Genomic DNA, 23,149 nt, shown 5'->3' with positions numbered 1-23,149 from the left:
GGGTTTTAATAATCCCGAACAGCGACACTCGAAGCAGTGGAAACAGCGCTTCGCGAAGCTGAGGATGGGAAAATGGCTTTCGCGGACATGGATGTCCGCGAAAGCCTGAGGTATTTCGACAATCTGAGGGGGAAACTATACAGTTACCCCCCTCTTATTTTTTCCTAGGCGAAGCCTCATATGCGAGATAAACTCGTTCTACGAACAAAAAAGCACAGCCTCTAGCTTTAACTTAAGAGGCTGTGCTATATTACATTCATACAGTAAATTCATTGTTAAATTATAACTTTATTTTTTAAATTTCTTGTTATAAAATAACTATTTAGTAGTACTAGATGCAATAGCTGATTCAATTACAATTTTCTCATCTTCAGCAGCAATAGTATCTACGCATTCTGCTCTTCAGATTTTGAGTCAAGAGTCAATTTTTGAGGTTTAACTTTTTCTCCAAAATCTTTATTGAGCCATTTTACTAGAGAGATAGCTAACATGACCGTTATAATGGCTACAGGGAAAGCGGTCAAAATAGATGCTAATTGAACTACCTTTAGTCCACCAACCAAGAACAATGCCGATGTGCAGAAGAACAACATAAATGACCAGAATATTCTAGACCATTTTGGCGGCTCTTGGGTATCCCTGATTTCAGTACAAGACATAGCCGCAATTGTGTAAGAAACAGAGTCAACTGCGGTAACCTGGGATACAAGCATTACTATCAGGAATATAGGTATTGCAATGGAAGCCATCGGTAAGGTGTTAAGCAAGTAGGTTATTACTGCTGGTCCACCTGAAGCTTGTAATATGCCAATCAAGTCGACACCCTGATTTATAATCAAATCAACTGTGTAAGATCCAAAGGTTAAATAGAAAAGTGCACAGCCTGCAGTTGCAGTGAAGAGCATATTTAAAACAAGTTCCTTAATAGTACGACCTCTAGAAATCCTGGTAGCAAATAGACCCATATATGTTGCCCAGGCAAACCACCAAGCCCAATAGAAAACAGTCCAATCTTGTGGGAAGCCTGATTTACTTATCGGATCAGTATAGAAGCTCATCCGTAAGAAGTTATTTAATAGCACCCCAATGTTATCAAAGAATAAGGAAAACATAAAGATTGTTGGGCCTGCAAGTAACACGAATAATAATAGACCTAAAATTAACCACATATTGTAGCCTGAAATTTTGGCAATACCAGCATATAGCCCTTTATAGCAGCTATAACCATAAAGGCAAGTAAACACTGCAGCTACTGCTAATCTTACCCCTAGGGTATCTTCTAAACCAAAATATGTTGCGCCAATATTAGCTATCATTGGTAAGATAAGCCCTAAAGATGTTGCTACGCCACCCACCATACCAACAACCATTATTAGGTCAATGGCTCTGCCTAACCAACCATCAACTCTGTCCCCTAAAATGCCACGACAGGCATAACTTGGATAAAGGTATGGCCTTTTTCTAACATAAAACATATAGGAGAACCCGACAGCAGGGATTACAAAGGTAGCCCAAGCACTAACACCCCAATGGAAAATACCATAGGAAAGTGCCCATTGAGCAGCCTGTGCAGATCCTTCCGCAGCCCAAAAGGGTGGCCATTTCAAGTAATAGATTGGTTCAAGAATACCCCAATAAATAAGTCCAGCACCTGAGCCACCACAGAACATCATAGCAAACCAAGTAAATGTTGAGAATTCGGGCTTATCGTTTGGTCCACCAAGCTTTACTCTGCCGTAGGGACCAAATGCTAACCATAGTGAAAAAAGTACCGCACCAAAAACTACTATTTCCCACATCCAGTCAGTACCATGAGTAACTGCATACATTATTTTACCTACTAATTCTTGTGCAGATTCTTGCAACAAGATCATAGGTCCAAAAAATAATAAACAAATAATTACACTACCCCAGAAAACTGATTTATTTATCTTCGCATATTTTGTAGTCTCCATTATCCCGCTCCCTTCAGCATGTACACAAATTCCATGCCCGTAATTGGTCTTTCTCCAATATTAAGTTTTAAATTACTAATTTTTCTTCTATAAACTTATAAGGTCTATATCTCCCCCTCTTTAACAACGCAACATAATTCACCTAACATCAAATAGAAACCAGTTACGAAAGTGATTTTTAAGGCTTGTTCTTACCTTCACTTGCCTTTGTTACTTAATTATAAAAATATTGTCGTGTAATGTACATTACACAATATCTATACCGGTATAACTAAAATAAATAGCATTTATTTGACTTGTAAAGATTAAAACATCATTATTTCTAGTAGTAATAATGTAATTTTGAGATATTAATAGTTTATAAACACTTAATAGTCCCAGTATTTTATAGTTAGCGATAGATCAAAAAAATAACAACCACAAAGATTTTTTGCTTTGTGATTGTATTACATACTTAATTTTTTGCTGTTCAGTTTTCAAGAAACAGCTTTTCTTCTCGGAAGCAAGAGTACCCTCCCCCTTGCTTCCTCGGAGTATTATATTACTCTATGAGCTACTTAAATTCAACCGGAAATTCCTGGTTAAATTTAAGTATTATAGCTGCTGTTTAAATACAACAAAAAAAACCTTCTACATATTTGTAGAAGGTTTTTATTCTGGTCGGGGCGACAGGATTCGAACCTGCGGCCTTTGATTCCCGAAACCAACGCGCTACCAAACTGCGCCACGCCCCGATAAAAATATCACATATATTTTGTAATATCCCGCTCTTCCTATTTATAACAGAATTTATTATGAATCATCACACAATATTTGTCAAGAATTTAAATAGATCATAGAAAAATACTGCTGATGGATTTCCCTGTAAAAAGAATAACCAAACAATATTTGCAGGATAATACTATAGAGCCATGAAATTGGAGGTGATCGTTCTGATTAAAAATGTTGGCACTACAGATGTAATCTTACGCATAACCTTTGGCATAATGTTTCTCGCCTTGGCTGTTTTAATGATATATGGCACTGTTTGGTCTATACTCTTCGCCATACTAGGAATTGAGATTATTTTTGTTGCAATAGTAGGCTTTAGTCCCATTTATCATCTGCTAGGGATATCAACGAGAAAACCTTACCTTGATATAAAGGAGGAAGTATATAAATGGAACTTCGGAACAAAGCCGGATTCGGAGAAGTAGTTGGCAACGCTGCCAATCTGTTATCTGATGCTACTAAGGAGGAAGACTATGTTACAATGCTGCCTCTGTGGTAAAGAATATCTGGAAAATAAAATGCTTGTAGATGAAGACACTGATAATGTTTATTGCGAAAACTGTTATCTATCCGAGTACTCAAATGAATCATGAATCCTAAAAAACAGGCTCAAGGGCCTGTTTTTTGTGTCTTATAGGTTAATAGTCAATGTCGTCCGGTCCTTCTCCCGAATCCTGGGGCCTCTGGAGCCAACGGTCACCATAGCATGGCAATCTAGGTTCTGTTCCACTTATAAATACTGCTGTCATGGTGTTTTCCGAAAGAGCCGTAGCCCTTCGCCCATCGGCTGTACAAACTTCCTCTTGCACAACACCTTCGGGAACTTGAAATTCCTCCATTGGTCGTTCCTTAAGGCCTGCCTCAATGAAATTTCCCCATATGGGGGCGGCAATGTCTCCTCCGGTTAATCCAACTTTTCTATTTTTGTCATCATAACCCACATAAACTGCCGCCACCAGTTCAGGTGTATAGCCAACAAACCAGGCGTTAGTATACTCTTCTGTGGTTCCGGTCTTGCCGGCCACAGGTCGAGAAACCATCCAGGACAGTTGTGCTGCAGTACCTCCAGGGCTGACTGCTGCTTGGAGCATATCTGTAACAATATAAGCTATCTTTTCGTCAATTACTTTGGCTAGGTTGGGACTATGCTCTTCAAGAACCCTGCCCTCTTGATCTGTCACCCTTAATAAGTACATGGGCCTAGCTAAAACTCCTTGATTGGCTAAGGGTCCATAGGCCACTGCCATCTCCAGGGGTGTTACTTCGGAAGTACCAAGGGCCAAGGAAAGAAAAGGTCTCAGGGGACTCTCAATACCCATGGCCTTCGCATAGCGTATTAATGTTTCAGGCCCAATCATATCTGCCAGTTTTACAGACACCACATTATCCGAAATGGCCAAGGCCTGTTTTAGTATAAAGGGCCTATGATGATAGCCACCCCTATGATCAGTGGGTGTATATGGTTCAGAGCCAGCTTGGGTATAGGTTACTGGAGAACAATAAATGGTGCTGGCCGCAGTATAACCAGAATCAAGGGCTGCAGTAAACAAAAATGGTTTAAAAGCGGAGCCAGGTTGTAATCTGGCCAGTGTTCTGTTGAACTGTGAGCTTTGCCAGTCCCTTCCCCCCACCATGGCTTTGATATAGCCATTTGAAGGATCAATGGCCACTAAAGCACCGTTTATATCTTTGTTAACATTATCAAGGCCCTGTTGCAAGGCATTTTCCGCAGCCCTTTGTAAATTTAAATCCAGGGTAGTTTGGATCCTAAGACCTGCTGTATAGAGCATTTCCATGCCATCAGGATAGTTCTCCTCAAAATGTTTAATTATCTCCGCAACAAAATAAGGTGCCTGCTGAAACCAATCAACCTTAGCCCTTGGCTCTAGGTGCTCCTCCCTGGCCTCCCTGGCCCTTTCCGGTGAGATCATTTGAAGCTCTGCCATTCTTCTTAGGACAACTTCTTGTCGTTCCTTAGCTCCTTCAAAATTTGTGGTTGGTGCGTAGTAACTGGGAGCCCTGGGCAAACCTGCCAACATGGCGCTTTCACCCAGGGAAAGCTCCGAGGCAGATTTATCAAAGTAGGTTCTGGCAGCAGCTTCAACACCATAAGCCCCCTGCCCAAAATATACATGGTTAAGATACATATTAAGTATTTCTTTTTTGGTATAGGTCCGCTCTAACTGAATTGTATAAAATAGTTCTCTAATTTTTCTATCCAGTGTTCTTTCAGGTCCTAAATAAAGGTTTTTAGCCAGCTGTTGGCTGATAGTGCTCCCACCTTGGGCCACTTCACCGGCACGTATGTTTTGATATATTGCCCTGCCCAAGCCCCTAAAGTCAATACCCCTGTGCTGATAAAATCTGTCATCCTCTATGGCCACAATTGCCTGCTGCATTTCTGGAGCAATATTGTCAAGATCAACTGGTATCGTTCGTACCTGTGACACAGTTGTAATTAAATTGTTATTTACATCTACTATGCGGGAAGGAATTGGTACATCAGGAGGTCCCTCCTGTCCCAAGGGCAAGCATCCAGGCAGCATGATGATTTGAATTATAAGGCCAATTGTGACCAGGAATTTTACCCGACTCAAATTTTTTCCTCCATTACAGTGGATTTTGACAATATCTTAATATTCCCCTGCCCAACATCACATTATGCCAGTGTGGAAGGGTAACCATATTGTGGTAACAGAATATTATATTACCAAACCTTTATAAAGGGGGTGAATTTATGCCAAAACACGTGGTTAGGCCTGGAGATACAATAAAGGTAATAGCTAAAAAGTATAAAGTTTCATTGGAGAATATTTCTAATGCCAATAGACATCTGGAAAGTTTAGACCAGCTTCAGTCCGGGGATGTTATATTTATTCCCGATGCATCTGATGGTACTTTTTGTGAAATTGTGCCCCAAACCCTAAGACCCCAGCTCCTAACCATGATCGGTATTTCTCCCCGTCAAATCCAAGAACACTACAAGTTATACCTAGGGTATATAAGCAAGGTAAATGAAATCAGATTCAAGATGAGAACTGCCGACCGTATTAATGCAAACTCTACCTTTAGTCCCATTCGAGCCCTTAAGCTATCGGAAACCTATGCTCTAGGGGGCTATAAACTTCACGAGCTTTACTTTGCAAACATTGGGGGACGTGGTGGTGGTGCATCCGGGTCTATCTTTGAGGCCATAGTAAGGGATTTTGGTTCCTATGAATTTTGGGAGAAGGATTTCCGTGCCACTGCCATAGCCAGTAGAGGTTGGGTGATTCTAGGATACGATTACAATGATAAACATTTGCATAATTATGGGTTGGATGCCCATGATTCAGGTACTGTTATCGGTTTTGAGCCTTTATTGGTTGTAGATGTATATGAGCATGCCTACTTTATAGATTATGGAACTAACCGTTTCAGCTATCTGGATGCAATCTTCGGAAATATTGACTGGTATGTGGTTAATTCCCGCTGGGAAAATAAAAAAAATTAAAAAGTTTACTATTTTAAATGAAAACTTCCGCCTGATGCTATTCTTTAGCATCTCTGGCGGAAGTTATATACTGCTTATATTTTTGTAGCAAAAACGTGATTACCTATTTTAGTAACAACAGGAAGGGTTTTGATCCATTTATCTTTGGCCACTATAGGGTTATAGAAAAATAGTGCTCCCCCTGTAGGGTCCTGTCCCATAAGAGCTTCAAGGGCTGCCTTGAATGCTTCTTCGTCCGGCTCAAGATTAATTGAACCATCCTGTACCGGAGAAAACTGGTAAACTCGTCCATTAGTCTCAAGAATTATCTCTCTTATGCTCTTTGGAAATTCTGGACTGGCCAATCTATTAATTATCACCGCCCCAACAGCAACCTTACCCTCATAGGACTCCCCCCTTGCCTCCGCATGAATAAGCCGTGCCAGAAGTTTGATGTCTTCTCTGGATACGTCCCCCCGGGATAATACCATACCGAAGGGAGAAACATTGGCTGTTGGAATGACAAGTCTTTGTCCCGGATGAATAATGGTATTTTTTAAGCTGTTGACCCGCATTAGGTGTCCAAGGGTTACATTGTAATCCTTACAAATCTGGTACAGGGTATCCCCCGAATGGACAGTATAAGTAAGCTCTGAAAAAGTCTGGTCCGTTTCGGAAAGCCCAAGTTCTAAATCACCTGCACCGTCGCAAGTCTCTCCTTCAGCGGCAGTTAAACCTACCAATCCGGAAGCGACCGCTAACACAACCGCCAATATTCCAGCGATTTTACGGTACTTTTTATTCATTATTTCCTCCTTTCTTCCCACATCATAGGTTTGCACATTTCTCCTAAGAATATACATAATAGAAAAAAACAAGCCTTGATTAGCCATCAAAGCTTGTTTTCATTTAAGAAATTTATTATTCCCATGGCGCTACCGACATGCATTACCTTCCCAGCCATTAGCTGTACATTGATCTCATTAGGGCCTTTTTCTTCTGATCCGCCCTATTCCCAAGGTTTTGCTCACTGCTCCGCTGGGTATTTCTCCCTCTGTTTTCACTGAATTGCCTTTGAAATTCCATGACTTCATTGATAGTTCTAATGTTGTTCTTTTTCCATTCCCTCAATATGCTGCCAATATACTTGAAATTATGTTTTCCTCTAATTACTGCCTGCCTAAGGGCCTCCAAAATTAGTTCTGATTCATTTTCCTCCACCCAGGCAATAATTTGCTCCAGTTCCATTGGAGATAACAATCTTCCGAATTCATTTTCAAACTTATGGCAAAGCTCCTGCTCCCTAAAAGAAAGATTAAACCCAGCAGGTTGTTCCTCATGGATGTTTAAGCTTTTATTGCTAACCTTCTCGGCTATTTTATCCAATTCCCTTTTTTGATTTAATGCCCAGACCTCGGATAATTCAAAAACTAAGGGTTCAAAATCATACCCCTCTGTGATTGAACCATCTGAATCAGTAAAGTAATTTGTAATGCCAATAATTTTTTTATCCAGCAGGTTTTTGATCTGTCTTTCAATCTGCATGGAATCAGCGGCCAAGCAATTTGCCAGCACATCTGCACTGGGCATAAATTGCTGTTCTTCGGTACGTAATCTTAGCAATTGAATGATCAGCATCATCTCGGAATCAGTGATGCCAACCTCACGATAATACTTTAGGAACAGGTTGGGAATTCCGGTAATTCCACTGGTAAATATAGCTGAACCAAAGTAAACGGTCATGTTTGTTGCATCAAATTCCTTTTTCATAGCTCGCCCGTTATTATGAGACATGACCCAACCTCCCTTAACATCCTTACATTATTTTATGGCAAGGTTGGCAGACTTGTCCATCTCTGTTTGCTGACAAGTTATATCAAATAACCAAGGTATAAAGCTCATAAACCCGTTATGTTCAATTTACACCGTTTACGATAAAAAAGTTGCTTGCAAAATACAGCTGACAACCTATTTTTTAAGGAATATTTTGAATATGTACGGTTAATCTATAGGAACAAAGGGAGGGTTTTAATGCCTACAGAAAGAATAATGGAGCAATTCAAGAAGCTGTCCCCGGAGCAACAAAGGTGGGTGGCAGATTCAATTATTGGTCACCTTAACAGCGCTCAAGAAGAGGATGATGAAACAGGTATATATAACCTGGATGTGTTTTAGGGTTTTGCATAAAGAAACAGCCGTCAACCCGTGGCTGTTTCTTTATTTTCTAGGCTGCCATATTAGAAGTCATTTTACGCATAATTAGGTTGGCTAAAGAATTAATAACAAAGATTAAGATGATCAAAACTGCCGCAGTGGCATAAGCCTTTTCCATGGAAATACCTTCCATGGCTAAAATATACAGGTGTACTGACATGGTACGACCTGGATCCATAATTGAGGCAGGAATATTTAATGAACTGCCTGCCGTAAGAATTACTGCGGCAGTTTCACCGACAGCACGTCCCATGCTCAGAATGATGCCAGTTAAAATCCCTGGCAATGCGCTGGGTAATACAATTTTCCATACTGTTTGCCATTTGGTTGCCCCCAGGGCCATACTTCCCTCTCTAAAACTTAGGGGTACACTCTTGATAGCTTCTTCACTGGTACGAACAATGGTGGGTAAAACCATAAAAGCTAATGTTAAGCCACCGGATAATAGCGACCAAGAAAAGCCCATAAACAAAACAAGAAAAGCAAAACCAAATAAGCCAAAAATAATTGACGGGATACCTGCCAGGGTTTCAGTGGCAAAACGGATCACTTTAACCAATGGTCCCGTTTTTGTATATTCGGTAAGCTGAATAGCAGCCATAATCCCGATGGGGGTAGCAATGGCAAGGGATATTAAAATTAAATATACTGTGCTAACGATGGTGGGGAAGATCCCCCCTTCTTTTCCCATTTGCTTGGGGTGCTCAGTTAGAAAAGCCCAATTAATATGCATTAAGCCATTTTGCAAAATATGAAAAATAACCGCCATCAGAGCCCCAATGGTTACAATAACAGATATCCAGAGAAATGCTTTAGCAACTTTCTCTTCAATATATACAGATGAATTAACCTTTTCCATAACTATCCACCCACCCTTTTGGGTACCAATGTAACTAGGAAATTTAGAATCATGATGATCACAAATAAAACAATACCCGTTGCGAACAAGGCCTGGGAATGCGTCCCAGCAGCATAACCCATCTCAATGGCTATATTGCCAGTTAAGGTTCTAACGGGATCGAGGATACTTTCCGGTAGTGAAGCAACATTACCGACCACCATAATTACAGCCATGGTTTCACCTATGGCACGTCCCATTCCTAATACGATGGCAGTAAGTATTCCGGAGCGAGCACTGGGAACGATCACCTTCTTGATAGTTTGCCAATGGGTTGCACCTAAAGCTAAGGACCCCTCCTTATATTCCTTCGGTACCGCCCTAATGGCATCCTCAGAGATATTAACCACTGTGGGTAATATCATTATTGCCAGTACCACTGAGCCCCCAAGGATACTAAAACCTCTGCCACCGAAAAACTCCCTAATAAGGGGGACAAGTATTATAAGTCCATAAAAGCCATAGACAACCGATGGTATACCCGCCAGCAGCTCAATGGCTGGCCTAACTACCATGGTAACTTGCTTGGGAGCAATCTCTGCCAAGAAAATAGCACAGCCAACACTTAAGGGAACACCTATTATTAAGGCACCAAAGGTAACAAGGAATGAACCTACAATCATTGACAGAAGACCAAATTGATCATTTAATGGACGCCATTCGCTTCCCAGCAAAAAATGTCCTAAGCCATGCTTAAGCATAACTGGCAGGCCGTCTGCAAAAATAAAATAGGTGATCAGGGCCACCACCAGGACGGCTATCACAGCACTGAGCATTAATAATTTTTCAATTAATTTTTCGTGAATTTTCATAAACCACCCTCACTAAAACAGGATAGAGGCTGGCACAGCCAGCCCTCTCCCTATTTATGATTGTCCGTAGCTTCCCAGTTAATTAGTGGGGATGAAGTGAGCATCCTTAACAATGTTTTGACCCTCTGCACTCATCACGAAGTCGATAAAGGCTTTGCTTACCTCATTGGGTTCTCCCTTGGTTAGGTACAGGAAGGGACGGGAGATTTTGAAGGCTCCGGATTTAACGTTTTCTACAGTGGGCTCAACCCCATCCACTTTAATACCTTTAACTTCATCATTAAGGGAACCTAGAGATATATAACCTATTGCATTTACATCACCAGCAACTGTAGTCCGAACTGCGCCGGTGGAAGGTTGGGTTAAGGCCTTGTCAGTATATTTCTTATCGGAACCAATTACCAGCTCTTCAAAGGCTCCATAGGTCCCGGAGCCAGCTTCACGGTTTACCACAGTGATTGCAGCATCCTGTCCACCAAAATCTTTCCAGTTGGTAACTTCACCTGTAAAGATTTTTTGTATTTGTTCCATAGTCAATTCGTTAATTTCATTCTTAGAATTTACTACCACTGCAATTCCATCAAGGGCAATCATGTACTCATTAATGCCGTCTTTCTCTTCACTCTTTAGTTCACGGGAAGATGCACCGATTTGAGCAGCTCCCTCTTTGGCAGCTTTAATACCTGCAGAGGAACCTCCACCCTGTACGTTAATGGTTACACCTGAGTTTTTAGACATAAATGCCTCTGCAAGTTCCTCAGACAGGGGCTGTACTGAAGTAGAGCCAGCAATAGTAATTGAACCAGATAATCCAGCAGCTTTTTCTTCTTCCTTTGGAGCTTCTTCTTTCTTCTGTCCACAACCAGTGAAGGCCACAGCAGCGGCTACAACTAAGGCTAATAAGATAATTAATTTTTTACTGTTCTTAAACATATTTTCCTCCTTGGTAATAAGAGTGTGTTTTGCCATTAATATTGAGTATGTTTATAATTAAATGAGTCCCAACTTTAGTTTTATTGGGTCTCAAATTGATTTCTTTCTGCTCCCACCTCCTATGAGAATTGTATAGTCTACTTGTTAATTAACAGTTTCCTCACTGTAAATATTAAGTTAATTAGTTGTTAAACATTTCTTAATGATGGGAGTAAAATTCGATAATAGGTATGCTTTTCTTGATTTTTATGCCAATTTTATACATTATTACCTAAATTTACACATATGCTTTTGAAATAAATGAAGGATATTTTTAATGATTAACGAATAACCAGATATTATAATTATGAAACGGCAGGGTCTCTCAATGGCAGTTGACATAAAAATTTTAGATAAAATCATCAGGGAAACCGTTTCCGCTATCGAAAAAAGTCGCGATCAAATCTACTCCATTGCCGAAAGCGCCCATCATGAATATCAACGGGTTAGGGAAGAAATACAGGATATCAGACTAGAGGTAGCTAAAATAATTGATGAAGTAAACAAGCTGGAAATAGAAGAGAAAAGAGCCAGAATTAAATTAATGGAAGTTAGCAAAGACTTTCGCAGATATTCCGAGCAAGATATTAAAAGTGCCTATGAAAAGGCCCAGGGAATTCAGATAAAATTGGTTATGTTAAGGGAAGAGGAAAAAACACTTCGATTTAAAAGGGACCACCTGGAATTAACCCTAAAAAGGATGAAGGATACTGCAGTAAAAGCTGAAAAGCTAGTGTCCCAGGTTGGTATAGCCATGCAATTCCTTACCAATGATCTATCTGGTATTAGTAAGAAATTAGGTAACTTACATGATATGCAGCAATTAGGACTTTCCATTATACGGGCCCAGGAGGAAGAACGTAAAAGGGTGGCCAGGGAAATCCACGATGGCCCTGCCCAATCTATGGCTAATATAGTTATGCGGGCAGAATTTTGCCTTAAACTTCTGGAATTAAATCCGAGCATGGTAGGTGGGGAGCTAATATCCCTACAACAACTGGTAAGACAAAGCTTACAGGAGGTTCGCAAAATTATCTTTGACCTTCGCCCCATGGTCCTTGATGACCTAGGACTATTCCCTGCCATAAAAAGATATTGCGAAGATTACAAAACTAAGAACCTTCTAAACGTTGAGATTGTATTTCTTGGCCAGGAAAAGAGATTTGATACTTCTTTAGAGGTTGCAGTTTTTAGAATCATTCAAGAGGCTTTGACAAATATTAAAAAACACGCAAAAGCAAGGCATGTTATAATAAAGATTGAGTTAATGCCAGCTAAAATAAATGTTTATATTAAGGATAATGGTTGTGGTTTTAATATAGAGTCTGTTAAACCAGGTAGTGGCGGTAGTGGTTATGGTTTAGTAGGTATGAGAGAACGTATCCAACTTTTAAAGGGTGCAATTAACATACTCTCGGAGCATGGCAAAGGAACTGAAATAAACTTTTGGATACCATTACAAAATGAATAAGACTGGAGGTATCTCCATGGCCGTATCAATAAACCTATTAATAGTTGATGACCATGCCTTAATCAGGGAAGGTTTAAGAAAAATATTATCCATCGAACCTGGCATTAAAGTGGTAGGTGAAGCTGCCAACGGGCAGGAGGCTGTAGATTTCTGCCGTAATCATCAAGTGGACATCCTGCTTATGGATATAAATATGCCTTTGATGAACGGTATTGAGGCCTGTAAGATAATTAAATCTGAGGCGCCTAGAATCGGCATCATTGCCCTAACGATCCATGATCAAGATGAATATCTCTTTGAGCTTATTAAATATGGTATATCAGGCTATGTTTTAAAGGATGTCCGGCCTGATCAATTAATTCAAACCATTCTGGGGGTTGCCAGGGGAGAGTCCTTTATCCCGCCGGCCTTAACCGCAAGGGTATTGGCGGAATTCAGCCGTCTTACTTCCGGAGAGCCTTATGATAAAAAGCACCAAACCCTTACAGACCGTGAGTTGGAGGTACTAAAACAAGTGGCCAAGGGCCAGAGTAATAAGGATATTGCCAATTCATTATTCATAAGTGAAAAAACTGTTAAAAATCATTTGACTAATATCTTCCAAAAAATAGGGGTTGTCGACCGAACTCAAGCTGCCCTTTATGCCATCAAAGAAAAAATTGTAGATATTTAGACCTGTGTTATTAAACACAGGTTTTTTCTTTCCTGACTTACGAGGCCCATCGAGTCATCAACTTACCTTTAAACGAACAAAAATCATCTAATTATTCTTACCAGGAAGTGCCTTACACACTTCCTGTTTTATGCAGGATTACCTATTTTACCGTCGAAGTATTTTTATATTTACAAACTTCTGAGGGAGTGTTTATACATGGGTGATGCCATCTTTCGTCAGCAAAGAAACGGTCTCTATGCTGTAAATATTGTATTTCCAGGCGGAATTTTAACCCCTGAACAACTAATGGGTTTAGCCGAAGCCGCTCGTGATGTTGGTGTCTGGAGGATCAAATGTGGTATTAGACAAACCATAATCGCAGTTTTAGAAGAGGATAAAATACCTGCACTGCTGGAGAGGGTTAAATCATTAGGGCTGCAGGTTGCACCCTTTGGTAATAAAATACGCAGCATTAAGGCCTGTCCTGGAGGTGCAGATCTTTGCCCAAGATCCCTTGGCCCTGCCCTTGAACTGGGAATTGAATTACAGCAAAAATATCTTGGTCAGGATGTTCCAAAGGACTTTAAAATTTCTACCGCCGGCTGCCCTCGGGGCTGCACCGAGCCTTATTGTGCTGATCTTGGTCTTGTAGCCAGGGGTGGAGAAATGTTTGACATCATTATTGGTGGACGGGGAGCTACCAGTAGGCCAATTCACGGCATTATTGTGGCTGAGGCGGTAATTAAAACCAAAGTACCTGTGGTAGTAGACTTTATCCTGGATAAGTATCGTGATTTAGCAGAACCCCAGGAACGTCTGTGTAATACCATAGAAAGATTAGATTATGAGCAATTTATTCCGCCAGTGGAGCTATATCAGGAGGAGAAACAAGAAGAGGATGAATTCGCAGCCTTTCTCTTAAGTTAGATTTTAAGGAGGATTTTTCATGGCTGATCTAAAAAAAGAAGATATTAACCTTGATAAATTGACTAATTTATTGAATGACTTTTGTGTTGATTGTGATTTAAATGCAGCTAAGCAATGTAAAGAGGCCACCTGTTTAGTGGGTTTTGCCAAAAAAGTTGTAAGATTTGCCTCACAGAAGGGAGTTTTAGACATTCCTGGTGCAAGCAAATTAATTCCAACTGGAGATTTTAAGCCCTATTATCAGGAGGCAGTGGCCCGCACCATCGCTGAAAGCTGTAAACAATGTAAGGAATGCAGGGATAATCATTCTAAGGATTGTGTAATCTCCCTGGTAAGAACAGCCATGGAGAATGCGATAATACAAGAGCAGGTAGAATATCCGGGCAGTGTAATTCTGTATTTATCTAAGGTAAAGCAACAAAGTGAAGAATTAGCAACCCAAATAGCAACGAATCTTCGCAAATAGCTAATTAATAAAAAGTCCGGATTTTAATGCCGGACTTTTGCTATTTAAAACATTAAGAATTTTTTCCTTAAAACACGATAAAAGATAAAATAGCTTAGCGCTAAAATTACAATCAAAACTGAAGCAAGCATATGATAAAGCTTAATCTGCCCCTGGAGCTTTAATATGGTCTTGTCACGATGCTCAATTTGCCTCTGAATGTCTTCCTTCTCCTTGGCAATAGTGTCTTGTTGAAGCTTTACCTGGTTTTTTTCCTCTTGCAAACGGTTCATTTCATCCAGGAGGTGAGAATTGGCATCACTTAAATCCTTTATTCTCTGACTTAAAAGATATTCCTCCGACTGCCCCGGCAGATTTTTAAAAGTATTCCAAAGTACCATTCCATTTACCTTGCCCAATTCTATCCCGTTTAGATAGCCAATTGTTGGAGCAATATCACAGATGCTTAAGGGTGGGCTTTGTGTATTTTCTTTAAAGGGGAGTCCTTTCATCATTATAGGTGGTGAACCATGGGTCCCGGTAATGATGATCATGCTTTTTTCATAGCTGTTTTCTTCATGTAACTTTCTTAGAATCCTTCCTATTTGGGAGTCTGTTTTGGTCACAGCCATTTTATATTCATTGCTATTAACGCCATGCTTGTTAAGAACAGACCTTAGTTCCGGCAATACAATAACATTAAGATAAGACTGACTCTTTGACCACTCGGCTAGAACGTTATTAACCACATTCTCATCCGAATTATTAAATGGTCCTGAGCAATTATACCCTCCATCAGCCCAGAGATTCTTCAGTTCCCCTTCTGCACCAAAGAAGGATGTATCTATTTTCTTCCCTTCCATTGCCTGTTGAATGGTTTGGGCATTTAATTTATCTCCTACATTATTAAACCCATGCTTTTCTGGCAGCATGCCTGTTAATACTGAAGTAACAGTTGCCTGGACAGTATCAGGATAAACTGTAATTACCTTTGTGGCACTTACTCCTGAACTAGCAATGCCATTCATATTTGGAACCGATGTTTTTTGAAGTGTCTCTGCCTGAAGACCATCTGCTATGATCAGAAATATTTTGCTTGTTACAACAGGGGTCTGATCTGGTGTAGGTTCCTGAACTGCTGCCGGTTCCGCAAAGGCCATTGAAAATTTAGCAAAGCAAATCATCGTCACCAAAATAAAGATTAAAATTCTATGATAATTCATCCTAAGACCCCCTTGGGTTTACAATATTTAGTAATATATATCTACCCTTTGTCCACCTTATGCCATCTATTTCCTTAATTTCAAAATAGAAATATCCTAACCAATTTTATGTATAAACAAATTTAGTATTGTCAAAAATACTAATACTCCGCTTTGGTGAGTTCTATCTCTCCCCGTCCAGCAACGAAGCTGGACATTTTTTTTACAAAGCTACTCTAGGATTTTTAAATTAATTATTACTATAAATACCTATTGCCAGATTAGATTTTTTTTGCTACAATAGCTTTTGTCAGTAATCTTCGGGGTGTAGCGCAGCTTGGTAGCGCACCTGCCTTGGGAGCAGGGGGTCGCACGTTCGAATCGTGTCACCCCGACCAATTTAAGTATTATAAAAGACTCAGAAGGAAACTCCTTCTGAGTCTTTTGCTTTTGTGTATAACAACCTCCTTATAACTTCTAAAATTCTGTCACATATCATTTTTAATTCCATATTATGGATTATACAAATGAAGGGAGGTTATCTAATGGGTTACGGTTTTGGCGGCGGCTATGGTGGTGGTTCTAGTAATTTCATCGTATTCTTACTCCTAATCCTTTTACTGAGTAGTGGTGGAAGATGCGGCATATTCGATGCTGAATAAAATATTAAGGAGGTAATAATTATGGCATATGGTTTTGGCGGCGGAGGTATTGGTGTGCCTCCTGTAGGTCCAGGAGCCGGTGTTTGCCCTCCAGTAGGTCCTGTTGGTGGATATGGCTATGGCGACCCTGCTTTTCTTATTTTCTTGATACTGATTCTATTACTGCTAAGCACTCCTCCCAGACCGATCTGTTAGCAAAAAAGCGAGTGAGAAATATTTTCTCCTCGCTTCTTTACTATTTTAATAAATGTGCATTATTATACTTCTTTTCGAACACCAAACAATTTTTGCCTGTTGCCCTCGACACCTCCATGTGTGGTGGGTATTTTGATTTAATCCCATACATTCTACACCCATTTGGATATTTGGGATTCCAGGTTACATAGAAGTGCTTACATCTTGGACATTTTGGTTTTTGTTCTTGCATTGCTTCACATCTCCCGTGCTAGTTGGGGTATTATTTTGAGTTAATAAAATGTTCTTCTAAAAATTTTACTAATCCTGCTAGAAGGTAAAAGAAAAAGTTTTCTATAGCATTTTTTTACTTATCACCTTAAAATAAAAACCCGGTTAGCTTTAAACTAACTGGGTTTTTATATATGTATTATTTAATGAATTGCAAATCCTTAAGGCTCTTATATTTCTTCTTTTCTGGTTTCGGCAGGTTCTTCTGCTCTTCGTAAAGTTGTAAAAATACTTTAACCTCATCTTCAGATATTTTCTTGTTTAACTGAAGATAATTTAAAAAGCACATCAGCATATCTTCATTATCGCATAAAAGTTCATGTAGCTTGTAAATGTCAATGACCTCCAATCCTGCTTTGTCATTTCTAAGACAAATTCGACATTTCACAAGCTTTTCCTGCTAGAATAACATAAAAAGATAATTAAAATTGAATAAACCTACAAATCAGATAATTTTAATTATCGAAGAAGCATCATTTATTAACACTATTTCTCTTTTCTTCACACTCCCTAATAATTTTAATTATTTCATCCTCAGTCAGCCGACCACTTGCCACTAGGTAATCAATAAAGGCTATAAGCTTCTCTCTATCTTTGCTTATTTCTTTTAAAAGGGTCAACACAATAACCAACCCTCCCCCGCCAAGAATACTAGTTAATTTTTATCACTACATTTCTACATAGCATAAAGATTTCCCTGCTTCAGCCTTTTAATTTTGTTTAAATTTTTTAAATATTCTATCTTTGTGAAATTTGTCCCTTATGTAATTATTATTTTCACTAGGCTGTAAAAAAAGTCAGCCCTTGCCCCACTTAAGTGGAGCAAGGGCTGACTTTTTTATGAAATTACAATTTACTTAAATATTTTTCACTACAATCTGCCAATTTCTTTGACCCATCCAAAGGGATCTTCTGCTTTACCGTATTGAATGTTTACCAAGGTATCATAAAGCCTTTGGGTGACCTCTCCCACCTGGACATTGTTTAAACTATAATCCTTTTCCTTGAAGTATAGTGAACCAACAGGTGAAATAACTGCTGCTGTACCTGAACCAAAGGCTTCGGTAATATCGCCACTTGAAATACCATCTATAACTTCTTCAATTGTTATGGCACGTTCCTCAGTTTTTAAACCAAGGTGATTAGCCAATTCTAATACAGATGCCCTAGTTATACCTGGCAGAATAGAACCAGTCAAAGGAGGTGTAACAATCTTATCACCAAAAACAAAGAACATGTTCATGGCTCCCACTTCTTCAACGTACTTTCTCTCACGGGCATCTAGCCATAATACTTGTGAAAAACCTTTTCTTTGGGCTTCATATCCGGCCATCAGACTGGCTGCGTAGTTACCACCGGTTTTAATATCACCCACGCCTCCCACTGCAGCTCTAACGAAAGTATCTTCAACATATAATTTTATAGGCTGAAAGCCACCTTTATAATAGGCTCCCACTGGGCTTAAAATGATAAAAAACAAGTATTCAGATGAGGGATGAACTCCTAAAAATGGCTCAGTTGCCACCATGGTTGGCCTAATATATATTGATGTCCCCGGCGCTTTAGGAATCCATCTTTTTTCGGCTACCACTAACTCTTCAATGGCCTGGAGCATATCTTCCTCGGGAATGGGTGGCATCACTAATCTATCTGCAGAACGATTCATCCTTCTAACATTTTGTTCAGGTCTAAAAAGCAAAATCCGACCGTCTTCACTGGCGTACGCCTTCATTCCTTCAAATATCTCTTGAGAATAGTGAAATACACAAGCTGAAGGGTCGAAACTAAAGTTCTTGTACTTTTCAATTTTAGCATCTGCCCAGCCTGTAGTATTGTAACGCATTGTGAACATTCTATCGGTAAATATTCGCCCGAAGCCTAGCTGGGAAGCATCACTGTAAATAGGTTTTAATTCATTTTCATTTAGATTTTCAATTGCTATTTTCACTTTCCCACTCCCGTTCTAAAAAATCTATTGATTTCTATATTTCCTTTTAGAGGTAATTTATTCTCCGGTAGAGGCAAATTATCCTCTCTCTAGCTATAATTATATATTTCACAAGGTTTGTGTCGAAAAAGCTGCCCTTGGGACAGCTTTTTCGTTTTAGTCTATAGCTCTTCTTCCAAGATCTGTGTATATAACTCCCTTAATTGTTTGACTAGACTTTTTGCCAGTTCTACGTCATTTGTAACTGCTGCTTTCTCAATTTCCGCACCCATGGAGGATAAATCAGGGAAACCATAGGCCCCTCCGCTACCCTTTAAGCCATGGGCTATATATCTTACTGTAGTAAGATCTCCTATCTTAACAGCCAATTTAAGTCTCTCAATTTCACCAGCTAAATCCTGTAGGTACCAGGGGACAAGACTATCCACACCCTTATCCCTGGTGCGTTTCTTTTTAAGATTCGTCCCTTTTAAGGGTTTAACATATTGCTTAATTATAGAAATGAGGGTGTCCTTTTTTACTGGTTTTGATAGATAGCTATCGCACCCTGCGGCTAGACATTTCTCATTATCACCCTTCATTGCATAAGCTGTCAGAGCTATAACAGGAATTTTTTTGTGTTTTTCCGAGCTCTTAATTCGTCTTGTGGCCTCATAACCATCCATGACAGGCATTTGCATATCCATTAGAATTATATCAAATTGCTCTTTTTCAAGCATCTCAAGGGCCATTTCGCCGTTACTAACAGTACTAACTCGGTAACCGTCAGCAGATAACAGGTGCTCAATTAATTTTTGATTAAACTGATTGTCCTCCACTAATAAGACACTAACATGATCAGCTTCAGCTTCCTCATGGATATGATTGCGTCTAACCTCATTTTTAACCAGGGCCGCCAATTCCTCTAATAAAACATCTGGGTGAACAAAGCTTTTATTTAGTATTTTTTCATATTTATCATTCAGCTTCTGATAATCATCCTGGGTCAGATTCATTCCCGTATTGATTAATACCGGTAACTCTTTGAATGTGCTGTCAAACCTAAGTTTATCCAAAAACTCAAAACCATCCATTTCCGGCATTAGCAGATCTAATATGACCGCATGCACTGGCCCTCCACCCAAAATATATTCTAGGGCTCTCTCAGCCTGAATAAAATCATGGGTATGATAACCAGCTCCACCCACAGTGAACCTTAAAAACTCCAATGTTGATTTATCATCATCTACCAAAACAATATGTGTTTGATCACTGCGTCTAGACATTGTCAAATTCCTTATTCTGCTTACCAATATTTTTTCATTAACAGGCTTTTCTATAAAGTCAACTGCGCCAAGGGAAAAAGCTCGTTCCTTTTCTGGTAGTACAGAGCAAACAATGACAGGAATATGCTGGGTTTCCCTCCCCTTTTTTAGCTTATCCAGTATTTCCCATCCATTTATATCAGGCAGTAATATATCTAAAATTATTACATCAGGCCGATATATCTTAACCATAGTTAAGGCCTGCTTACCTTGTTCAGTTGAAATTACAGTGTATCCGGCTTTTTCAAGATAGTTGGCTATGAGTTGTTTAGTGGTCCAGTCGTCTTCTATTACTAAAACTACCCCTGTACCGGATTCCTTAATATTTTCTTCATCCTTGACTAATGCAGATTCTATTTTCACCGGTACATTAAAGGTAAATCTTGAGCCTACATTAACCTTACTTTCTACGCTAATTGCTCCACCCATCAACTCCGTTAAACTGCGGCTAATGGTCAAACCTAACCCAGTCCCTCCATATTTTCTGGTGGTTGAACCATCTGCTTGGGTAAAGGCCTGGAATATCAAGCTTAATTTATCCTCGGGAATGCCAATTCCGCTATCAGCCACAGAAAAATTTAAGTCTATTGATTGTCCCCCTTCATTGCTAATCAGTTCTCCAGCTACGTTTACTTCAACGAAGCCTTCTAAAGTAAATTTAGCAGCGTTGACAAGTAAATTATTTAACACCTGACGGATTCGTGTGGGATCTCCTTTAAAATAGTCGGGTAAATTATGGTCAAGGTTAATTCTTATTTCTACATCCTTATCCATTAATCTTGGTTCGACAATACTTACTGTATCATGGATTAATCTGCGCAGGCTAAAGCATGTTTCCTCCAGAACAAGCTTGCCGGATTCAATCTTTGATAGATCCAGAATATCATTGATCAATTCCATAAGCTGTTCGCCGCACTTTTGTATTACCTTGACGCTCTCCTCCTGCTGAGAGTTAAGGTTTTGCTGCAGCAATACCTCTGCAAAACCTAAAATACCATTCATAGGTGTGCGTATTTCATGACTCATATTTGCTAAAAATTCGGACTTAGCCTCATTGGCTTTTTCTGCAACTTCCCTGGCAAGCTCCGCCTGTCTTTTGGCCTTGGCTACCTCGCTTACATCCACCGCCATTAATAATATGCCATCATATTTATTATCTCGGTAAACTGGCTGGATACTCATAATGACATCTACTTCGCCTAATCGCCTTGTAATGGACAAGGGTGGATGTTTGGGGTCCTTGCGGCAGTTTTCTATGATTTGCCATATTTTCTCTTTAAATTCCCCCTGGTGCAAATCCCCAAGGTTTTTGCCAATGAGTTCAGCCCTTGTCCTTCCAGTAATACGTTCACATTGTTCATTAACTTCCTTAATAATATTATCGGAGTCAGCCAAAACTATTGATGCCTGCATTACTGATACAATCGCTCTCAGTTTGGCGGCCTCCCGTTCTGTATCCTCCCGGGCTTCCTGGAGCTTGATTTGGGTTTGTTTGTGAAGGGTAATGTCCCTGGCAGCGGCATGAAAACCTATAATATTTCCGTTTGTTAGTCGGATTGGATTTGCGTGCAAATAAATAAAGGTTTCCCTTTGATTTATCGGGTGAGTTAGCTTTAGTTCACCACGCCATAGCTCACCTCTGATAAGGTTTAAGAGGATTTTATCCCCTCCTTGATAAACCTCCTCAATACCTAACCCCATTAATTCACTTATTCCTCGGCCTAATACACTCACTGCCACTGGATTAGCATAAATAAGCTGCGCACTTTGGTCAAAGATGGTAACACAATCACTGGAGCTATTATTTGCCTGCATATGAAGTCGTAGTGCCTGCTCCATGTTGTATCTCTCAGTTACATCAACAAATACCTGTACACCACCAGCATATTTACCGCTGATATCATGTAAAAAGGAACCGCTTGTATGTATATGCCGGCGACCCTTCTTGGTGGTGATTTCTACCTCAACGCCTTTATAACACCCTCCGGTTTTCATAGCCACCGACAAGTGACACTCTTCGGATTTTTTATCACAGCCTAAAAGCTTACAACACTCCATACCGATAACATCTTCCTGGTTAACTTCAAAATAGGCTGCAGCGGCAGAGTTTATCTCGGTAATTTTCATATCAGGGTCTACTACAAATACGCATTCAGTCATGCTTTCAAAAATTGTTCTTAGCTTATTTTTTTCATTAGTTAACTGACGGTTTATGGCTTGTAATTCATGCAATCTAGAATCAGGCCCTTCACCGGCCCATTCACTGCAAAAGCTTAATTCAAAACGATCAAAATAAGTATTCATGGCTCTCTTAGCAGCAGTTTTCTCCTCAGAAGAAAATTCACTATCGTTTACCATGTCTAAATAGGCCCTTCGGTAAAATTTAAATAATGAAAGAAACATCTTTAAGGTAACGCCTCTGGCCCGATGGGCTTTGGCACTAATAATTCCAAAATTAACTACAGGGTTATTGGCATGACTATCTTCTACTGAAATAATATCATTATCATAATCCCGCAAGTAATCAGTAAGTCCCTTAATTATTTCCTGGACCGACAACCGCCAATCCTCTTGCCTGGTTGAATTGTACCTTGTAAAACCACCGGCTTTGGCATAGTCTATTAATCTATCAATAATCATTGATTCTTTTTCAGTAAGCAATCTAATAAGCCTTTCCTGCAACGTATATCCCCCCATGCTCTCCCAAGGCATTTTTTTATTTCTTATTTTCGACAAAAAGAAATAAAAATCATTTAATATTTATTAATTTAATTAAAATTGTACAAATATTTTATAGGAATCTGTATCTTGTCAATAATATCATTAAGCTATTGTTTTTGCTTAACTAAAGAATTACAAAAGTATTACAAAATTAATAAAATTTATTTCGCATTGTTAAATTTTACTTATTAAAAACACTTGCTACAAACAAAATGTTTTGTTATAATTAGAACCGTTGCAGTAAGAGTTCAACTA

At 39.5% G+C, this 23,149-nt stretch carries 20 protein-coding genes and 2 tRNA genes; 9 read left to right on the top strand and 13 right to left on the bottom strand.

All coding sequences use genetic code 11. The features are described 5' to 3' along the window. Positions 1 to 386: 386 nt before the first annotated feature. Positions 387 to 1,955, bottom strand: coding sequence for a BCCT family transporter (locus tag P6N53_RS02150; protein ID WP_304540793.1), 1,569 nt, complete (start codon positions 1,953 to 1,955; stop codon positions 387 to 389). A 657-nt stretch (positions 1,956 to 2,612) separates the two neighbouring features. After that, a tRNA-Pro gene (locus P6N53_RS02145) sits at positions 2,613 to 2,689 on the bottom strand. 177 nt (positions 2,690 to 2,866) lie between these two features. Between P6N53_RS02145 and P6N53_RS02140 the strand changes: the two genes are divergently transcribed. After that, the gene (locus P6N53_RS02140; RefSeq protein WP_304540791.1) at positions 2,867 to 3,151 is read left to right on the top strand and encodes a YgaP family membrane protein; all 285 of its coding nucleotides are present in this window, start codon (positions 2,867 to 2,869) and stop codon (positions 3,149 to 3,151) included. 213 nt (positions 3,152 to 3,364) lie between these two features. On the opposite strand, the gene P6N53_RS02135 is transcribed toward P6N53_RS02140, so the two are convergent. Further along, positions 3,365 to 5,323: a transglycosylase domain-containing protein gene (locus P6N53_RS02135; protein WP_304540790.1), complete on the bottom strand. Its 1,959-nt coding sequence runs from the start codon at positions 5,321 to 5,323 to the stop codon at positions 3,365 to 3,367. A gap of 140 nt (positions 5,324 to 5,463) precedes the next feature. Between P6N53_RS02135 and P6N53_RS02130 the strand changes: the two genes are divergently transcribed. After that, positions 5,464 to 6,219 carry a Fe-Mn family superoxide dismutase gene (locus P6N53_RS02130; RefSeq protein ID WP_304540789.1) on the top strand — a complete coding sequence of 252 codons (756 nt, stop codon included), beginning with the start codon at positions 5,464 to 5,466 and terminating at the stop codon, positions 6,217 to 6,219. Positions 6,220 to 6,293: 74 nt separating this feature from the next. On the opposite strand, the gene P6N53_RS02125 is transcribed toward P6N53_RS02130, so the two are convergent. Together P6N53_RS02125 and P6N53_RS02120 are read right to left on the bottom strand one after the other, a co-directional pair. After that, the gene (locus P6N53_RS02125) at positions 6,294 to 7,004 is read right to left on the bottom strand and encodes a cell wall hydrolase (RefSeq protein ID WP_304540787.1); all 711 of its coding nucleotides are present in this window, start codon (positions 7,002 to 7,004) and stop codon (positions 6,294 to 6,296) included. 157 nt (positions 7,005 to 7,161) lie between these two features. Next, entirely contained in the window at positions 7,162 to 7,992 is an 831-nt protein-coding gene (locus P6N53_RS02120; protein WP_304540786.1) for a DnaD domain-containing protein, read from the bottom strand. Between the two features lie 237 nt (positions 7,993 to 8,229). Between P6N53_RS02120 and P6N53_RS02115 the strand changes: the two genes are divergently transcribed. Beyond that, positions 8,230 to 8,373 (top strand): hypothetical protein, encoded by a 144-nt coding sequence (locus P6N53_RS02115; RefSeq protein ID WP_304540784.1) that lies wholly within the window; start codon positions 8,230 to 8,232, stop codon positions 8,371 to 8,373. Positions 8,374 to 8,422: 49 nt separating this feature from the next. On the opposite strand, the gene pstA is transcribed toward P6N53_RS02115, so the two are convergent. The 3 genes from pstA to P6N53_RS02100 all read right to left on the bottom strand — a co-directional run bounded on the left by pstA (position 8,423) and on the right by P6N53_RS02100 (position 11,055). After that, entirely contained in the window at positions 8,423 to 9,271 is an 849-nt protein-coding gene (gene pstA, locus P6N53_RS02110) for a phosphate ABC transporter permease PstA (protein ID WP_304540783.1), read from the bottom strand. A 2-nt stretch (positions 9,272 to 9,273) separates the two neighbouring features. After that, positions 9,274 to 10,122: a phosphate ABC transporter permease subunit PstC gene (gene pstC, locus P6N53_RS02105; protein ID WP_304540782.1), complete on the bottom strand. Its 849-nt coding sequence runs from the start codon at positions 10,120 to 10,122 to the stop codon at positions 9,274 to 9,276. Between the two features lie 78 nt (positions 10,123 to 10,200). Then, positions 10,201 to 11,055 carry a phosphate ABC transporter substrate-binding protein gene (locus P6N53_RS02100; protein WP_304540780.1) on the bottom strand — a complete coding sequence of 285 codons (855 nt, stop codon included), beginning with the start codon at positions 11,053 to 11,055 and terminating at the stop codon, positions 10,201 to 10,203. Between the two features lie 367 nt (positions 11,056 to 11,422). On the opposite strand from P6N53_RS02100, the gene P6N53_RS02095 reads away from it, so the two are divergent. The 4 genes from P6N53_RS02095 to P6N53_RS02080 all read left to right on the top strand — a co-directional run bounded on the left by P6N53_RS02095 (position 11,423) and on the right by P6N53_RS02080 (position 14,613). Next, positions 11,423 to 12,565: a sensor histidine kinase gene (locus tag P6N53_RS02095; protein ID WP_304540777.1), complete on the top strand. Its 1,143-nt coding sequence runs from the start codon at positions 11,423 to 11,425 to the stop codon at positions 12,563 to 12,565. A gap of 16 nt (positions 12,566 to 12,581) precedes the next feature. Then, positions 12,582 to 13,238 carry a response regulator gene (locus P6N53_RS02090; protein WP_304540775.1) on the top strand — a complete coding sequence of 219 codons (657 nt, stop codon included), beginning with the start codon at positions 12,582 to 12,584 and terminating at the stop codon, positions 13,236 to 13,238. Positions 13,239 to 13,436: 198 nt separating this feature from the next. Beyond that, positions 13,437 to 14,147 carry a ferredoxin-like domain-containing protein gene (locus P6N53_RS02085; RefSeq protein ID WP_304540774.1) on the top strand — a complete coding sequence of 237 codons (711 nt, stop codon included), beginning with the start codon at positions 13,437 to 13,439 and terminating at the stop codon, positions 14,145 to 14,147. Positions 14,148 to 14,166: 19 nt separating this feature from the next. Beyond that, positions 14,167 to 14,613, top strand: a complete 447-nt coding sequence (locus P6N53_RS02080; protein WP_304540772.1) for a hypothetical protein — start codon at positions 14,167 to 14,169, stop codon at positions 14,611 to 14,613. A 44-nt stretch (positions 14,614 to 14,657) separates the two neighbouring features. Here the strand turns inward: P6N53_RS02080 and P6N53_RS02075 are convergent, their stop codons facing one another. Next, the gene (locus tag P6N53_RS02075; protein ID WP_304540770.1) at positions 14,658 to 15,815 is read right to left on the bottom strand and encodes an alkaline phosphatase family protein; all 1,158 of its coding nucleotides are present in this window, start codon (positions 15,813 to 15,815) and stop codon (positions 14,658 to 14,660) included. A gap of 300 nt (positions 15,816 to 16,115) precedes the next feature. On the opposite strand from P6N53_RS02075, the gene P6N53_RS02070 reads away from it, so the two are divergent. Both P6N53_RS02070 and P6N53_RS02065 read left to right on the top strand, forming a co-directional pair. After that, positions 16,116 to 16,192: transfer RNA gene (locus tag P6N53_RS02070), tRNA-Pro, on the top strand. A 285-nt stretch (positions 16,193 to 16,477) separates the two neighbouring features. Beyond that, a complete protein-coding gene (locus P6N53_RS02065; protein ID WP_304540768.1) occupies positions 16,478 to 16,651 on the top strand; it encodes a hypothetical protein in 174 nt (57 codons plus the stop codon). A 409-nt stretch (positions 16,652 to 17,060) separates the two neighbouring features. Here the strand turns inward: P6N53_RS02065 and P6N53_RS02060 are convergent, their stop codons facing one another. From P6N53_RS02060 to P6N53_RS02045, 4 genes are all read right to left on the bottom strand, one after another. Next, complete coding sequence (locus tag P6N53_RS02060; RefSeq protein ID WP_304540767.1) at positions 17,061 to 17,309, bottom strand: hypothetical protein; 249 nt, start codon at positions 17,307 to 17,309, stop codon at positions 17,061 to 17,063. Between the two features lie 85 nt (positions 17,310 to 17,394). Further along, positions 17,395 to 17,544 carry a hypothetical protein gene (locus tag P6N53_RS02055; RefSeq protein ID WP_304540765.1) on the bottom strand — a complete coding sequence of 50 codons (150 nt, stop codon included), beginning with the start codon at positions 17,542 to 17,544 and terminating at the stop codon, positions 17,395 to 17,397. Between the two features lie 248 nt (positions 17,545 to 17,792). After that, complete coding sequence (locus P6N53_RS02050) at positions 17,793 to 18,869, bottom strand: branched-chain amino acid aminotransferase (RefSeq protein ID WP_304540763.1); 1,077 nt, start codon at positions 18,867 to 18,869, stop codon at positions 17,793 to 17,795. Positions 18,870 to 19,030: 161 nt separating this feature from the next. Next, positions 19,031 to 22,855, bottom strand: a complete 3,825-nt coding sequence (locus P6N53_RS02045) for a response regulator (RefSeq protein WP_304540761.1) — start codon at positions 22,853 to 22,855, stop codon at positions 19,031 to 19,033. Positions 22,856 to 23,149: the final 294 nt, after the last annotated feature.

The sequence above is a fragment of the Desulforamulus aquiferis genome (assembly GCF_030577015.1).
GTDB classification, from domain to species: Bacteria; Bacillota; Desulfotomaculia; order Desulfotomaculales; family Desulfotomaculaceae; genus Desulfotomaculum; species Desulfotomaculum aquiferis.
The sequence above is the reverse complement of the archived record's forward strand: the minus strand, read 5'-3'. Positions and strand labels throughout refer to the sequence as shown.